The organism is Streptomyces sp. NPDC090025, from assembly GCF_044748125.1.
GTDB lineage: Bacteria > Actinomycetota > Actinomycetes > Streptomycetales > Streptomycetaceae > Streptomyces.
In genome coordinates this window covers 102,190-117,623 of sequence record NZ_JBIVFL010000017.1, presented here as the reverse complement: position 1 = coordinate 117,623, position 15,434 = coordinate 102,190, and the positions used below count along the sequence as shown (strand labels likewise).

General features: G+C 74.1%; 10 protein-coding genes. 2 read left to right on the top strand and 8 right to left on the bottom strand.

Features of this window, described 5'->3' with window-relative positions; all coding sequences use genetic code 11:
- Positions 1–147: 147 nt before the first annotated feature.
- The 4 genes from ACIPXM_RS30550 to ACIPXM_RS30535 all read right to left on the bottom strand — a co-directional run bounded on the left by ACIPXM_RS30550 (position 148) and on the right by ACIPXM_RS30535 (position 6,005).
- A complete protein-coding gene (locus ACIPXM_RS30550; protein WP_401662151.1) occupies positions 148–1,452 on the bottom strand; it encodes a M50 family metallopeptidase in 1,305 nt (434 codons plus the stop codon).
- Positions 1,449–2,708, bottom strand: coding sequence for a 1-deoxy-D-xylulose-5-phosphate reductoisomerase (dxr, locus tag ACIPXM_RS30545; protein WP_401662148.1), 1,260 nt, complete (start codon positions 2,706–2,708; stop codon positions 1,449–1,451). Before dxr ends, ACIPXM_RS30550 begins: the two co-directional genes overlap by 4 nt.
- 25 nt (positions 2,709–2,733) lie before the next feature.
- Positions 2,734–4,008 (bottom strand): 3-phosphoshikimate 1-carboxyvinyltransferase, encoded by a 1,275-nt coding sequence (aroA, locus tag ACIPXM_RS30540; RefSeq protein ID WP_401662146.1) that lies wholly within the window; start codon positions 4,006–4,008, stop codon positions 2,734–2,736.
- 71 nt (positions 4,009–4,079) lie between these two features.
- A complete protein-coding gene (locus ACIPXM_RS30535; RefSeq protein WP_401662144.1) occupies positions 4,080–6,005 on the bottom strand; it encodes an acyl-CoA dehydrogenase family protein in 1,926 nt (641 codons plus the stop codon).
- A gap of 125 nt (positions 6,006–6,130) precedes the next feature.
- Between ACIPXM_RS30535 and ACIPXM_RS30530 the strand changes: the two genes are divergently transcribed.
- On the top strand, positions 6,131–6,433 hold the full coding sequence (locus tag ACIPXM_RS30530) for a putative quinol monooxygenase (protein ID WP_401662141.1): 303 nt from the start codon (positions 6,131–6,133) through the stop codon (positions 6,431–6,433).
- Between the two features lie 130 nt (positions 6,434–6,563).
- Here the strand turns inward: ACIPXM_RS30530 and ACIPXM_RS30525 are convergent, their stop codons facing one another.
- The 4 genes from ACIPXM_RS30525 to ACIPXM_RS30510 all read right to left on the bottom strand — a co-directional run bounded on the left by ACIPXM_RS30525 (position 6,564) and on the right by ACIPXM_RS30510 (position 13,501).
- Positions 6,564–8,009 (bottom strand): aldehyde dehydrogenase family protein, encoded by a 1,446-nt coding sequence (locus tag ACIPXM_RS30525; RefSeq protein WP_401662138.1) that lies wholly within the window; start codon positions 8,007–8,009, stop codon positions 6,564–6,566.
- A gap of 192 nt (positions 8,010–8,201) precedes the next feature.
- Positions 8,202–9,179 carry an EamA family transporter gene (locus tag ACIPXM_RS30520; RefSeq protein WP_401662135.1) on the bottom strand — a complete coding sequence of 326 codons (978 nt, stop codon included), beginning with the start codon at positions 9,177–9,179 and terminating at the stop codon, positions 8,202–8,204.
- 91 nt (positions 9,180–9,270) lie between these two features.
- Positions 9,271–10,992 (bottom strand): PucR family transcriptional regulator, encoded by a 1,722-nt coding sequence (locus ACIPXM_RS30515; RefSeq protein ID WP_401662132.1) that lies wholly within the window; start codon positions 10,990–10,992, stop codon positions 9,271–9,273.
- Positions 10,993–11,134: 142 nt separating this feature from the next.
- Positions 11,135–13,501: an ATP/GTP-binding protein gene (locus ACIPXM_RS30510; protein WP_401662129.1), complete on the bottom strand. Its 2,367-nt coding sequence runs from the start codon at positions 13,499–13,501 to the stop codon at positions 11,135–11,137.
- A 378-nt stretch (positions 13,502–13,879) separates the two neighbouring features.
- Between ACIPXM_RS30510 and gabT the strand changes: the two genes are divergently transcribed.
- The gene (gene gabT, locus ACIPXM_RS30505) at positions 13,880–15,214 is read left to right on the top strand and encodes a 4-aminobutyrate--2-oxoglutarate transaminase (RefSeq protein ID WP_401662127.1); all 1,335 of its coding nucleotides are present in this window, start codon (positions 13,880–13,882) and stop codon (positions 15,212–15,214) included.
- Positions 15,215–15,434: the final 220 nt, after the last annotated feature.

Below are 15,434 nucleotides of genomic sequence, written 5' to 3'. Positions count from 1 at the left end.
ACCCCAAGGTGTGGTTCATCGGGCTCAGGTATTCGAGGTTACCGCCCCCGTGGTGGCGGGCCCGCCACCGCACGGGTTCCGGGCCGTCCGGGGGCCCTCGCGGGCCCCCGGAGCGTCACCGGAGCGTCACCGGGGCATCAGGTTCCGTCAGGTGATCTTCACCGGGTTCACGACGTCGGCGACGAGGACGAGCAGCGTGAAGCAGACGAAGACGCCCGCCACGACGTACGCCACCGGCATCAGCTTGGCGACGTCGAAGGGGCCCGGGTCGGGCCGCCGGAAGATCCGGGCGGTGTGGCGGCGGATCGACTCCCACAGCGCGCCGGCGATGTGCCCGCCGTCGAGCGGGAGCAGCGGCAGCATGTTGAACAGGAACAACGAGACGTTGAACATGACGACGAGCTGGAGGAAGAAGACCAGCCGGGTCTGCGGCGGGGCCTCGACGCTCATGAGTTCGCCGCTGATCCGGGCCGCGCCGACGACGCCGACCGGGGAGTCCTGCTTGCGCTCGCCGTCGCCGAAGGCGGCGTCCCAGAGGGCGGGGATCTTGCCGGGCAGGGCGATCACGGACTGTACGCCCGCCTGGAGCTGTTCGGACATCCGGTCGACGGACTCCCCGAACGTGAGCGGTACGACCTCGCGGCCGGACTCGAAGCCGAGGTAGCCGGCGGAGACGTACTGGAGCGGCTGGGCGACCCGGCCGTCGGCGTCCTTCTTGAGGACCTTGTTCTCCAGCAGGTTCGCGTGCAGGACCAAATCCTTGCCGTCCCGCTGGACGGTGACGGTGGCCGGGCCCGTGGTGGCGCGGATGCGGTCGGAGAGGGTGTTCCAGTCGGAGACCGGCTGTCCGTTGAAGGCGACGATCCGGTCGCCCTTGAGGAGTCCGGCGGCCTTGGCGGGCGAGGGGCGGTCGCCGGGCTTGCAGGCGTCGCGCTTCTCGCTCTGGTCGATGACGCAGGTGGTGACCCCGGCGACCTTGGTGGTCTGGGTCTCGAAGCCGATCGCCATGGCGCTGCCGAAGAACAGCACGACGGCCAGGATCAGGTTCATGAAGGGTCCGGCGAACATGACGATGACGCGCTTCCACGGCTTGCGCGTGTAGAAGAGCCGGTCCTCGTCGCCGGGGGCGAGTTCCTCGAAGGACGCCTCGCGGGCGTCCTCGATCATGGAGCGCCAGGGGGAGGTGGAGCGGGCCTCGATGCGGCCGTCCTTGCCGGGCGGGAACATGCCGATCATCCGGATGTAGCCGCCGGCCGGGATGGCCTTGATGCCGTACTCCGTCTCGCCCTTCTTCCGCGACCAGATGGTGGGGCCGAAGCCCACCATGTACTGCGGCACCCGGATGCCGAAGAGTTTGGCCGTGGAGAGGTGGCCCAGCTCGTGCCACGCGATGGAGACGAGGAGTCCCAGCGCGAACAGCGCGATGCCGAGGACGGTCAGGAGAATGGTCATGCGCGCGCCTCCGCGATTGCCTTCGCCGCGAGTTCCCGGGACCGGGCCCGTGCCCAGGTCTCCGCTTCCAGGACGTCCGAGACCGTGAGCGAGGTTCCCCGGCCGGGGTCGCCGTGCTCGTCGACGACGGCGGTGACGGTGTCCATGATTCCGTTGAACGGGAGCCGTCCGGCGAGGAAGGCGTCGACGGCCTCCTCGTTGGCGGCGTTGAACACGGCGGGCGCGGTGCCGCCGAGGGTGCCGACGTGCCGGGCCAGGCCGACCGCGGGGAACGCCTCGTTGTCGAGCGGGAAGAACTCCCAGGTGGAGGCGGTCGTCCAGTCGAAGGCGGGGGCCGCGTCGGGGATCCGGTCGGGCCAGCCGACGCCGATGGCGATCGGGCCGCGCATGTCCGGCGGGGTGGCCTGGGCGAGGGTGGAGCCGTCGGTGAACTCGACCATGGAGTGCACGTACGACTGGGGGTGGACGACGACCTCGATCCGGTCGAACGGGATGTCGTAGAGCAGATGGGCCTCGATCACCTCCAGGCCCTTGTTGACCAGGGTGGCGCTGTTCACGGTGATGACGGGGCCCATCGCCCAGGTGGGGTGGGCGAGGGCGTCCTCGCGGGTGACGTCGGCGAGCTGGTCGCGGGTCCGGCCGCGGAACGGGCCGCCGGACGCGGTGACGACCAGCTTGCGCACGTCGGCGCGGGTGCCGGCGGCCAGCGCCTGGAAGAGGGCGGCGTGCTCGGAGTCGACCGGGATGATCTGGCCGGGCTTCGCGAGCTCCTTCACCAGCGGGCCGCCGACGATCAGCGACTCCTTGTTGGCGAGCGCCAGGGTGCGGCCGGCCCGGAGGGCGGCCAGGGTCGGCGCGAGGCCGATGGAGCCGGTGATGCCGTTGAGGACGGTGTGGCAGGGCGAGGCGGCGAGCTCGGTGGCGGCGTCGGGGCCGGCCAGGATCTCGGGCAGCGGCGCGGTGCCGTAGAACGCCCGCAGGGCGGTACGGAGCTCCTCGACGGCGTCCTCGCGGGCGACCGCGACCGCGGCGACGCCCAGCCGGTGCGCCTGCTCGGCGAGCAGCCCGACCCGGCTGCCGGAGGCGGCGAGGGCGGTGACCCGGAACCGGTCGGGGTTGCGCAGGACCAGGTCGATGGCCTGGGTGCCGATGGATCCGGTGGACCCGAGCACGACGACGTCCCGGCGGCCCGGGGCCGCGTCGAAGACGGTGTGCGGGTCGGCGAGAGGAGAGGGGCGGTCGCTCATGCCCCCCATTCTTGCCGTAAAGACTGTGCGCTCTTCACAGCCCCCGTGCGAAGGCTTCGAAAACGGTGTGGAAGTCCGGGAAGGTCTTGCGGACGCAGCCGGGGTCGTCGAAGCGGATGCCGGGGGTGCGCAGGGCGGTGACCGCGAAGGACATCACGATCCGGTGGTCGCCGTGGGTGGCGATCTCCGCAGGTCCGGCCGGTCCGGCAGGGCTGCCGGGGGCGGCGGGGGCACCGGGCCGGATCTCGATCCAGTCGGGTCCGGTGGCGACGTCGACGCCGAGGCGGCGCAGGTTCTCGGCGCAGGCGTCGAGCCGGTCGCACTCCTTGACCCGGGTGTTGGCGACGTCCTCGATGCGGACCGGTCCTTCGGCGAACGGCGCGAGCGCGGCGAGCGTCGGCATGGTGTCGGAGATGTCCCGCATGTTCACGGTGAGGCCGCGCAGGGTGCCGGTGTTGCGGACGGTGGTGCCGGTCGCGGTCGTGGTGACGTCGGCGCCCATCCGGCGCAGCACGTCGGTGAAGGCCAGGTCGCCCTGGAGGGCGCCGGTGCCGAGCCCGGGGACGGTGACCGCGCCGCCGGGCATCAGGGCGGCGGCGGCGAAGAAGTAGCTGGCGGTGGAGGCGTCCGGCTCGACGGCGTAGGTGGTGGCGCGGTAGCCGGTGGGGGCGACGGTGTAGGTGCGGCCTTCGGGGGCTTCGCCGCGGGTGATCTCGGCCCCGAAGGCGCGCATCATCGCCAGGGTGATCTCGACGTACGGCTCCGAGACGAGGTCCGTGACGGTGAGGGTGAGGCCCTCGGTGGTGAGCGGGCCGAGCAGCAGCAGTGCGGTGAGGTACTGCGAGGACTGTCCGGCGTCGAGCCGGATCGCGCCGCCCTTGATGCCGTGGCCGGTGACGGTCAGCGGGTGGTGGCCCTCGCGCTCGCCGTGGGTGAGGTCGGCGCCGAGCGCGCGCAGCGCGGTGGTGAGCGGGCCGAGCGGGCGGCGGCGCATCTGCGCGGAGGCGTCGAAGCGGAAGGTGCCGTGGCCGGCGGCGGCGAGCGTGGGCAGGAAGCGGGCGGTGGTGGCGCCGTCGCGGCACTGGACGTCGGCGTCGGTGGCGGGCGGCCCGGCCGGGCTGCCCTCGATGTGCCAGGCGTCCGGCTCCTGCCGTACGGCGTAGCCGAGCGCCTTCAGGCCCTCGGCGAAGCCCTCGGTGTCGTCCGAGCGCAGCGGCCGCAGCAGGGTGGTGGTGCCTTCGGCGGCGGCCGCGAGGAACAGCGCGCGGGCGGTGACGGACTTGGAGCCGGGGATGTCGATGACGGTCACGGCGGTCATCCTGCCGTGCCGGGCCGCCGGGTCGCGGCCCGGTCCGGCAGGTGGACGCGCCCGGGGACGCCCTAGGGGATGGTGCGGTGCTGGTTGGGGCGGGTGGCGGGGCCGGGGGTGGGGTCGGCGATCCAGGGGCCGTCGTCGCTGGGGTCGATGATGCCTTCCTCCAGCCAGGTGTAGGTCCCGGCGAGGACGCCGTCGACGACCCGCCGGTCGAGGTCGTCGGTGTTGGTCCACAGCCGGGTGAAGAGGTCGTCGACCCGCAGCCGGGCCTGCCGGCAGAAGGCGTCGGCGAGCTGGTGGGCGGCCTTGCCGTGGTCGCCGGTGGTGCGGAGCAGTTCGGCGCGGACGCAGGAAGCGCTCATCGCGAACAGTTCGGCGCCGATGTCGACGATCCTGCCGAGGAACGCCTGCTTGAGCTCCATCCGGCCCTGCCAGCGCGACATGGCGTAGAAGGTGGACCTGGCGAGCTTGCGGGAGGTCCGCTCGACGAACCTGAGGTGTCCCGCGAGCTCGCCGAACTCGCCGTACGCGCCGGGCAGCTGGCCCTGTCCGGCGACGAGTCTCGGCAGCCAGCGGGCGTAGAAGCCGCCCGCCTTCGCCCCGGCCCGTGCCTTGTCGGCGAGCGGGGTGTCGGGGTCGATGAGGTCGCCCGCGACGGCGAGGTGGGCGTCGACGGCCTCCCGGGCGATCAGCAGGTGCATGATCTCGGTGGAGCCCTCGAAGATCCGGTTGATCCGCAGGTCGCGCAGCATCTGCTCGGCGGGCACGGCCCGTTCGCCGCGGGCGGCGAGCGACGCGGCGGTCTCGTAGCCGCGGCCGCCGCGGATCTGGACCAGTTCGTCGGCCATCCGCCAGGACATCTCGGAGCCGTACAGCTTGGCGAGGGCGGCCTCGATGCGGATGTCGTTGCGGTCCTCGTCGGCGAGCTGGGAGGCGAGGTCGACGACGGCCTCCAGGGCGAAGGCGGTGGCCGCGATGAAGGAGATCTTGACGCCGACGGCCTCGTGCCGGGCGACCGGCTTGCCCCACTGCTCGCGTTCTGCCGCCCACTCCCTGGCGATCTTCAGGCACCATTTCCCGGCGCCCGCGCAGGCGGCGGGCAGCGAGAGCCGGCCGGTGTTGAGGGTGGTCAGGGCGATCTTGAGGCCCGCGCCCTCGGGGCCGATCCGGTGCGCGGCGGGGACCCGTACCTGGTGGAGGCGGGTGACGCCGTTCTCCAGGCCGCGCAGGCCCATGAAGGCGTTGCGGTGCTCGACGGTGACGCCGGGGGCGTCGCCCTCGACGACGAAGGCGGTGATGCCGCCCTTGTGGCCCTCGGACGCGGGCACCCGGGCCATCACCACCAGGAGGTCGGCGATCACCCCGTTGGTGGTCCACAGCTTCACCCCGTCGAGCAGGTAGTCGTCGCCGTCCGGGACGGCGGTGGTGGCGAGCCGGGCCGGGTCGGAGCCGACGTCGGGCTCGGTGAGCAGGAACGCGGAGATCGCGGTGCGGGCGAGCCGGGGCAGGAAGGTGTCCTTCTGCTCCTGGGTGCCGAAGAGTTTCAGCGGCTGCGGTACGCCGATCGACTGGTGCGCGGAGAGCAGCGCGCCGAGCGCCGGGCTGACCGAGCCGACCAGGGCGAGCGCCCGGTTGTAGTACAGCTGGGTGAGGCCGAGGCCGCCGTACTTCGGGTCGATCTTCATGCCGAGCGCGCCAATTCGCTTCAGCCCGGCGATGGTCTCGTCGGGGATGCGGGCCTCGCGTTCGATGCGGGCGCCGTCGATCTCGGTCTCGCAGAAGGCGCGCAGGGTGGCGAGGAACGCCTCGCCGCGCCGGACGTCCTCGTCGGCGGGCAGCGGGTGGGGGTGGATGAGGTCGAGCCGGAAGCGGCCGAGGAACAGTTCCTTGGCGAAGCTGGGCTTCTGCCAGTCCTGCTGGCGGGCGGCCTCGGCGACCTGCCGGGCCTCGCGTTCGGTGACCTTGGGCGGGCGCTGGGTGGGTGCGGACATGAGGGCTCACCTCGCCGCTCGTCGGGGGCCCCGGGGGGGGCGGTGGCTACCCCTCCGTCGTACCCGATGTCCCGGGGTTCGGAAAGACGAGCGGCAGCGCCGGGCGGGCGCGTAGGGTCCCCGCCATGTCGCAGACGATCAAGCTCCTCATCCACCTCACCGCCCTGCCGGGCCGCGGCGCCGAGCAGGCGGCGGCGTTCGCGCGGCTCGCCCCGCTGGTCCGCGCGGAGGACGGCTGCCTCCAGTACGACCTGCACCGGGTCGCCGACGACCCGGACCGTTTCGTGCTCCTGGAGCGCTGGGCGTCGGCGGCGGCACTGGCCGCGCACGACGCGGCGCCGCACATGGTGGCGGCGGCCGAGACGAACAAGGCGTTCCGGGCGGGCCCGGCGCGGGTGGTCCGGCTGACGGACGCGCCGGTGGCCTGACCCTGTCCGCTCCGGGTGCGCGTACGGGTCCGGGCATGCGGACGGCCCGAGCCCCCGCACAGTGGGCTCGGGCCGTCGGTCCGAGGGCCCGTACGGCAGGCGTACGGGCGACCGGGATCGGCTACAGGGGCTACAGGGCGAGGCCGGTGAGGACCAGGACCCGCTCGTAGGTGTAGTCGTCCATGGCGTACTTGACGCCCTCGCGGCCGACGCCGGAGCGCTTGGCGCCGCCGTACGGCATCTGGTCGGCGCGGTACGAGGGGACGTCGCCGACGATCACGCCGCCGACCTCGAGGGCGCGGTGGGCGCGGAACGCGGCCTGGATGTCGTGGGTGAAGACACCCGCCTGGAGGCCGAAGTCGGAGTCGTTGACCGCGGCGAACGCCGCGGCCTCGCCGTCGACCCGGGCCAGGGTGAGGACCGGGCCGAACACCTCGGCGCGGGCCAGGGTGACATCGGCCGGGAGGTCGGCGAGGACGGTCGGGGCGTAGGTCGCGCCCTCGCGCTTGCCGCCCGCGAGGAGCGTGGCACCGGCGGCGACGGCCTCGTCCACCCAGCCCTCGACGCGCTTGGCGGCGTTCTCGTCGACGAGCGGTCCTACGTCGGTGGCGTCGTCCGCCGGGTCGCCGGTGACCTGCGCCTCGACGGCGGCGACGATCTTCGGGACCAGCCGGTCGTAGACCGAGGTGTCGGCGATGACGCGCTGCACCGAGATGCAGGACTGGCCGCCCTGGTAGTTGGAGAAGGTGGCGATCCGGCTCGCCGCCCAGTCCAGGTCGGCCTCGGAGGACCAGTCGGGCAGCACGACGGCGGCGGCGTTGCCGCCGAGCTCCAGGGTGCAGTGCTTGTGCGGCACGGACTGCTGGATGGCGTAGCCGACGGTGTCGGAGCCGGTGAAGGAGATGACCGGCAGGCGCTCGTCCTGGACCAGGGCGGGCATCCGGTCGTTGGGCACGGTCAGGATCGACCAGGAGCCGGCCGGCAGGTCGGTCTCGGCGAGCAGCTCGCCCAGGATGAGCGAGGAGATCGGCGTCGACGGGGCCGGCTTGAGGATGATCGGGGCGCCGACGGCGATGGCCGGGGCGACCTTGTGGGCGCTGAGGTTCAGCGGGAAGTTGAACGGCGCGATGCCGAGCACGACGCCCTTCGGGATCCGCCGGGTGAGCGCGAACCGGCCCACGCCACCGGCCTCGGTGTCCAGGCGCTGCGCCTCGCCCGCGTTCCAGCGGCGGGCCTCCTCGGCGGCGAACCGGAACACCGACACGGCCCGGCCGACCTCGCCGCGGGCCCACTTGATGGGCTTGCCGTTCTCGGCGGAGATGACCTGGGCGATCTCCTCGGTGCGCTCGGCGAGCCGCTTCGACACGTGGTCGAGGGCGGCGGCGCGGACGTGCGCCGGGGAGGCGGCGAACTCGTCGACGACGGCGTGCGCGGCGGCGACGGCCTCCTCGACCTGGGCCTCGGTGGGCACGCTGACCTTGCCGACCAGACGTCCGTCGAAGGAGTTCGTGACGTCGAAGGCGGCCTCGCCGGTGGCCTCGCGGCCGGCGAGCCAGAAGGCGTGGGTGGTCGTCATTGCGGCCCGGCCCTTTCCGTTTCGGGGATGGCGCGCGGGGGTGCTCGCACGCTCTCGTGACACGTTAGGGCGAAGCGGGCGGAGCGGCGCTTGTCCGTGTTGGAGTGGTGCCCCCTGGTACCTGTCCGCTTTGGCGGGAGGAGGGCGTGACGGCGGTGGCGGGCGCGGCGGGAATGCGGTGGGGTGCGGTGGTCAGGTGCGCCGTTCGGTGGAGACGATCAGCCAGACCCCGGCCACCACGATCGCGCCGCCGAGGACGATCGGCCAGGTCAGCGCCTCGTCGAGGACGAGCGAGCCGAGGGCGACGGCGACGACGGGGTTCACGTACGCGTAGGTGGCGACCAGCGAGATCGGGGCGGTGTGCAGCAGCCAGGCGTACGCGGTGAACGCGATGAGCGAGCCGAAGACGACGAGGTAGCCGAGGGCGGTCCAGGAGCGGCCCGAGACGGCGGAGACGTCGAAGCCGTGCTGTTCGCCGCGGGCCAGGGCGACGCCGAAGCCGCCGACGCCGCCCGCGATCATCTCGTACGCGCTCGCGGTGAACGGGTTGCCGGGCATCGGGAGCCGTGAGGAGGAGAACGAGCCGACCGACCACATCAGGGTGCCGACCACCACCAGGACCACCCCGCTGGTCCGCACCTCGCCGCTGATCCCGGGCAGCATCAGGACCGCGAGCCCGGCGAGCCCGAGCAGCACCCCGGCGAGGCCGCGCACGCCCGGCCGTTCGCCGGTGAGCGCCTTGAACACGACGACCCAGGCGGGCACGACGGCGATCAGGAGCGCGGCGAGCCCGGACGGGATGCCGGTCTCGGCGAGCACGACGAGCCCGTTGCCGCCGACCAGCAGCAGCACTCCGACGAGCACGGCGGAGCCCAGCTGCCGTCGGCTCACCTTGAGCGCGCCGACGCCCTCGCGGGCGGCGATCACGGCGAGCAGGATCAGTCCGGCGGCGCTGAACCGCATCCCGGCGGACAGGAACGGCGGCAGCGTCTCGACGGCGATCCGGATCCCGAGGTACGTCGAGCCCCAGACGACGTAGACGATGCCGAGCGCGGCCCAGACGGCCCCGGAGATCCGCCGGGGCGGGCCGACGGACGGGGCGGCGGGGCCGCTGGGGCCGCCGGAGGAGGCGGGGGCCGGGTCGGGCGCGGCGGTGGGACGCTGTGTCATGCGCAGGAGAGTAGGCACCGGACGCTCCTGACACCAGGAATCCTGCCCGGAGGCGGGCAGGGCAGGGCCTTTCTTGACCTTTCCGGGCCCGCTAGGGGCGCGGATCCTCCGGAACGTCCGGATCCGCCGGCTTGGGCGTACGGGACGAGGTGCGCGCCGCCGGGCGCCGGGCCGGGGCCGAGCCGACCGGCGCGGCCTGCCCCTGGGCCTCGGCCGAGGACGGCCCCGAGGGGGCGACCGCTCCCCCGCCGGTCGTCTTCAGCGCCAGCCACAGCTCCATCCGCACGTCCGGATCGTCCAGCGAACGGCCCAGGATCTCCTCCACCCGCCGCATCCGGTAGCGCAGCGTGTGCCGGTGCACGCCCAGGTCGGCGGCGGCCGCGTCCCACTGTCCGTGCCGGGACAGCCAGGCCCGCAGCGAGGCGACCAGATCGCCGCGCCCGGTCGCGTCGTGCTCGTACAGGGCGCGCAGCAGCCCGTCGGCGAACGCCCGTACCGCGTCGTCGGCGAGCAGCGGCAGGACCGAGCCCGCCGCCAGTTCCTCGTGCTCGACCAGGGCGCGGCCGCGCCGCCGGGCGACCGAGAGCGACTGTTCGGCCTGCTTGTACGCGGCGGCCGCGGCGATCGGCCCGGTCGGCGCGGACAGTCCGACGACGAGCCCGGCCTCCTCGGCCTCCCGCGCCGCGTACCCGGCGCAGGCCGCGACCACCGCGCCGCCGTCCCCGGCGAGCACGACGAGCCGTTCGCCGCCTTCCGGGCCCTCGGGCACGGTCAGCACCGACTCGCCCGCGCGGGCCGCCGCCGTCTCCAGGTGCTCCGCGAGCACCGCGAGCGGCGCCTCGGCACCGTCCTTCGCCTCCCCGCCCGGCACCGGCTCCGCGATCAGCAGCCGGAACGGGGCGTCGAGCAGCCCGCCGTACAGTCCGCCCGCGACCGCCCTGGCGTGGTCCGGCTGCCCGGCGAGCAGCATCCGCAGCACCGCGGCGCCGAGCCGCTGCTCGGCGGCCTGTAGCGAACGGGAGCGTTCCGTCGTCAGGGTGAGCAGCGCGATCGCCGAGTGCACCGCGTACCGCTCCGCCGTGCCCAGCGGCGCCCCGGTGCCGACGGCGAGCGCCCCGCGCACCCGCCGTCCGGTGCCGAGCGACTGCAGCTCGACCCGGTCGTCCCGCTCGTCGGTCCCGCCGACCACGGCGCTGGCGGGCGCGGGCCGCTCCCGCAGCCGCTCCACGTCGGGGGTGAGCCGGGCCGCCCGGCGGGCCGCCCAGTCCGGTGCCACCGCGAGGACGGTGCCGGAGGTGTCGTACAGCGCGGCCCAGCCGTCGACGTACCCGGCGAGCCGGGCGACGACCGCGTCCGGGCCCTCGGCGAGGGCCGCCCTGGTCAGTTCGCGCTGCGCCTCGAACCCGGCGGTCACGGCCCGGTACTGGTCGGCGGCGATGGCTGCCGACACCGCCTTGCTGATGGCCAGGAACGGCGTACGGCGCGGCACTTCGAGGAGCGGCAGGTGCTCCTGGCGGGCCGCGTCGAGGAGCGCCGCCGGGATCGCGTCGTGGTTGACGCCGACGGCGAAGCCGAGCCCGACGACCCCGGCGTCGAGCAGCCGCCGTACGTAGCGCCGCATCGCCTCCGGGTCCTCGGCGTCGAGGGTGAGCGCGGTGGTGAGCAGCAGCTCGCCGCCCTCCATATAGGGGACGGGATCGGCGAGCTCGCTGACGTGCGCCCAGCGCACGGGCGTGTCGAGCCGGTCCTCACCGGCGCGGACGACGAGCTTCAGCGCCGAGTGCTGGACGAGCGAGGCGAGGGTGGGCGGCATGTGGGGACCGTCGGCCTTTGGGGTGCGGGGGAGCGCGTGGGGGGTGGGGAGGGCGCCCGCCGCGCGTCGGGGGCGGCGTGTCCCTGATTGTGCCAGTCCCGCCGTACGGGCCGCGCTCCTATGTGCCGTCCTGCCGCACGGCCTACGTGCCGACCGCCTGCGTGCGCAGGTCGACGAGGAGCGGGGGCGTGTGCTCGCCGCCGACGTGGGTCAGCGAGAGCACGGCGTGCCCGGGCGGCACCTCGTGCGCGAGCTGCGACGCGGACCAGCGTTCCCGCTCCACCTCCCGTACCGTCACCGCTTCCGTGGTGACCGCCTTGCCGGTCATCAGCTTGCGCACCGCGTGGAAGGCGCGGGTCATCGGCTGGTCGGCGAAGACGGTGTGGTGGGCGACCTCGGTGGTCTCGACGCGCTCGGTGCCCCATGCCTCGGCGAAGGCGCGGCCGTCCCAGTTGGAGATCCCGGCGAAGGCCATCCGGCAGCCGACGCTCGCGAGCAGCGGCCCGTGCAGCGCCTCGGGCACCTCGGCGAGGGTGCGCAGGGCGAGCACCGCGCCGGCGTGCTGCGGGCGCAGCCGCTGCAGGCCGCGCACGGTCCCGGCGGTGAGCGCCCCGGCAGCGTCGTCGAGCACCAGGCAGGCGAAGTGGCCGCGCGCCGGGCGGTCCCGGACGACGGCCTGGAACTGGGCGAGGAGGAGGCGGTTGAGAAGGCGGGCGGCTTCCTCGTGGGCGCCGTCGGGGAGGCTGATCCTGACCCGTACGGGGTGCTGGACCACGGCGCGCAGCGAGAACGGCGTACTGCCCTTGCGGCCGCCGAAGAACTCGGCGAACACGGGCCGGTCGAGGGCGGCGAGCCGGTCGGCGAGCACCGGCCCGAGGTCGGCGGCGGTGCCGGCCTGCCGGATCCGGGACTCCAGCTCGCGCCGCATGCCCTGCGCGCCGGTCGCGGGCACCTGGTCGAGGAGGGCGCGCAGGGTCTCGGGGCGGGCGTCGAGCAGTTCGCGGAGCACCGCGACGGTGGGGAAGCGGCCGTGCACGGCCCGGTAGGGGCCGATGAGCTGGGCGAGCACGGTGGCGGCGCGCCGGGTCTCGACCTCGGCGAGGTCGCCGACCAGGCCCTCGGCGAGGAACGCGGCGCCCTCGTCGGGGTCGGTGGCCCCGGCGTACAGGTCCAGGTCGTGCGGGGAGCCCGGGTCGCCGAGCCGTACCACCACGTCGTACGAGCCGTCCGGCCCGAGCGCGGCCCCGGCCGCGCCGACGGCGACGACGGAGCAGCCGCCCGCGAGGGCCTGCAGGGTGAGGGACTCGGTGACCGGCCCGGTCAGCGCCCGGGTCTTGCCCGCGCCGGAGGGGCCGACGGCGAGCAGCGAGGTGCCGAGCAGCCCGGGATCGAGCGCGAGCCCGGCCTCCTGGTAGGCGTGCGGGGTCCGCTCGGTGACCGGGAACCGGCCGACCCGCACCTGCCCGAGCAGCAGGTCGTGGGTGGCGGCCCGGCGGGGCAGGTCCCGCTCCCCGGACGGATGCGTCCCGGTGGCGCCGCCTTCCCGCACCACCCGGCCGGTGAACGCGGCCCGCCCGGCCGCGTCCCGCCGCACCTCCCGCCAGGCCCGGTCGACGCGGGCGCAGTCGACGTCGTTCATCCGCCCGCGCGCGACCTCGGCGGCGAGCGCGTCGGCGGCCTGCCACTCCCCGGCCTCGCGGAGCGCGGGCCACTGGGAGCGGGGGACGGCGGGGGCGCCCTGGGCGGGGACGGTGGGGGCGGGGGTGGCGCGGCGGGCGGCGCGCCAGGAGCGGAGGAGGCCGGGCCAGTCGCCGAGGAGGGCGAAGGGCCAGAGGACGAGGAGGGTGATGAGGGTGTAGAGGGTGTAGACGACGAAGGGCGAGGTGAACGCCTGGAAGCCGCCGGTGAGCAGGGCGACCAGGGCGAGCACCGGCTCGGTCACGGGCAGCGGGTCCCAGCCGAGACCGAACGCCTCGGGCCAGACCAGCACGAGGGTGCCGAAGGCCATGGCCGCGGTCAGGGTGGCGCGGGCCCCGGGGCGGAACCGCCCCAGGTAGTGGCGGACGATCCGGCGCCAGGCGCCGAGGAAGCCGATGGCGACGACCAGCACGAGCAGGAACACCCCGTCGTACATGGCGCGGGCGGCCTGGCCGTGCCAGTCGATCGGCGAGGTGGTCGCCGGGTACCACCACTCCGAGGGGGTCAGCAGCCAGAGGAACTCGGCCTTGTACGGGAACACCTCGGAGCGCCACGCCGACCAGGCCAGCAGACCGAGGGCGAGCGGGATCAGCATCCCGGCGACGGTCGCGGGCGCGAGCCGCTCCGGCGCCTCCGGCCGCGGCGCGTACCGCAGCCGCCAGATCCCCGCCCCCGCCTTCGGCCGCGGCGCGTCCAGCCACTCCGCCACCGGGCTCGCGGGCGGCGGCGCGATCGGCGGACGGCCGGGCGCGGGCGGCACGGCGGCGGGCGGCACGGCGGCGGGTGTCACGGCCGGTGGCCGGGCGGGCATCGGCGGCACTCCCCCGGCCGCCGGTCCCGAGGCCGGGGCTGGACCGCCGGGACCGCCGGGACCGCCGGGCGCCGCCCCCGTACCGTACGTACCCGACATCCCGGGCGTACCGTCGCTCTCCATCTGTCCCTGCCCCCTGACCAGCCAGGCCGCCGCAACTGTGCCACCGTCAATCTAGTGGCCCGCGTCCCCGCCGGAGCGGATTGGCGAGCTCCGCCCGACCCCACCGGGACGGAGTACCCGGGACTCCGTCATATCCATCACGGACAACGACACACCCCCCATCACTCCCGATCGGCGCATGCCCCCGCCCCGTCTCCGCCCCTAGCCTGCGGAGGAAACCCACAAGTGCGTCCAGAACACCCCCAGGAGCCCCGCATGAACGCTGTCCCGCAGGAGCGGCGCGTCGTCACCGCCATCCCCGGCCCGAAGTCGCAGGAGCTTCAGGCCCGCCGTCTCGACGCGGTCGCCGGTGGCGTGGGCTCCACGCTGCCGGTGTTCACCAAGCGTGCGGGCGGCGGCATCATCGAGGACGTCGACGGCAACCTCCTGATCGACTTCGGTTCCGGCATCGCCGTGACCTCCGTGGGCGCCTCCGCCGAGGCCGTGGTGCGCCGCGCCTCCGCGCAGCTCCAGGACTTCACCCACACCTGTTTCATGGTGACGCCGTACGAGGGTTACGTGGAGGTCTGCGAGGCGCTCGCCGAGCTGACCCCGGGCGACCACGCCAAGAAGTCGGCGCTGTTCAACTCGGGCGCCGAGGCGGTCGAGAACGCGGTGAAGATCGCCCGTTCGTACACCAAGCGCCAGGCCGTCGTGGTCTTCGACCACGGCTACCACGGCCGCACCAACCTCACCATGGGCATGACGGCGAAGAACATGCCGTACAAGCAGGGCTTCGGCCCGTTCGCGCCCGAGGTCTACCGCGTGCCGGTCGCCTACGGCTACCGCTGGCCCACCGGTGCGGAGAACTGCGGCCCCGAGGCCGCCGCCCAGGCGATCGACAACATCACCAAGCAGATCGGCGCGGAGAACGTCGCCGCGATCGTCATCGAGCCGGTGCTCGGCGAGGGCGGCTTCATCGAGCCGGCCAAGGGCTTCCTGCCCGCGATCGTGAAGTTCGCCAACGACAACGGCATCGTCTTCGTCGCCGACGAGATCCAGGCCGGTTTCTGCCGCACCGGCCAGTGGTTCGCCTGTGACGACGAGGGCATCGTCCCGGACCTCATCACCACCGCCAAGGGCATCGCGGGCGGTCTGCCGCTCGCCGCCGTGACCGGCCGCGCCGAGATCATGGACTCCGTGCACGGTGGCGGCCTCGGCGGCACCTACGGCGGCAACCCGGTGGCCTGCGCCGGTGCGCTCGGTGCCATCGAGACCATGAAGGAGCTCGACCTCAACGGCAAGGCCAAGCGCATCGAGGAGGTCATGAAGGCCCGGCTGACCGCGATGCAGGAGAAGTTCCCGGTCATCGGTGACATCCGCGGCCGCGGCGCCATGATCGCGATCGAGCTGGTCAAGGACCCGGCGACCAAGGAGCCGCACGCCGAGGCGGCCGGCGCGCTCGCCAAGTTCTGCCACGCCGAGGGCGTCCTCGTCCTCACCTGCGGCACCTACGGCAACGTGCTGCGTTTCCTGCCGCCGCTGGTGATCGGCGAGGACCTGCTGAACGAGGGCCTGGACGTCATCGAGTCGGCGCTGGCGTCTCTCTGACGCCCGTTCGGGGCGGGCGGACCGGGTCCCGGGGCACCCCGAGGCGTACACCCGGACGCCCGCTCCGACACCGGTTCGGACCGATCCGGAGCGATCGGGACCCGGTGTGAAGAAGGTGTGGGGGGCCGATGGCGGGATGGGGATCCGGCTGTCGGTCCCCGCTCCCGTGGCGTACGGTTTCTGCAGATGAGAGAAACACCCCGGGCGGAGCCTCCCCAGC